The 338-nt window shown below is 65.4% G+C and carries 1 protein-coding gene; it reads right to left on the reverse strand.

Annotation, left to right across the window (positions count from 1 at the left end):
- The coding region (locus tag EN845_RS34235) for an aminotransferase class I/II-fold pyridoxal phosphate-dependent enzyme (RefSeq protein ID WP_135931303.1) at positions 1-338 on the reverse strand (338 nt) is incomplete at both ends.

The raw sequence follows: 338 nt of genomic DNA on the forward strand, positions 1-338 counted from the left end.
ATGACAAAGACGCCGTAGCGTTCGGCAATTGTCGCAATCTCCCGTCTGCGCTCCGCGCCCGATACATGCCCCGTGGGATTGTTGAGGGTGGGAATAAGCACCAGCACCCTGACGCCGCCTGATGCACACGCGGCCTCCAGCGCGTCCGGTAAAACGCCCTCTTCATCGGTCGGCAGGCCCTTGAGGCTGAAGCCGAGGACATTGGCGAGGCCGATGACGCCGTGATCGGTCAGGTTCTCGGTCAGCACGAGGTCGCCGGCCCGGACCCCGCAGGCGAGCGCGAGGAAGAGCGCATGGGCGGCGCCATTGGTGATCAGGATGCGCTCGACCGAGGTCTC

It is taken from the genome of Mesorhizobium sp. M8A.F.Ca.ET.202.01.1.1, assembly GCF_004791595.1.
Taxonomy (GTDB): Bacteria; Pseudomonadota; Alphaproteobacteria; order Rhizobiales; family Rhizobiaceae; genus Mesorhizobium.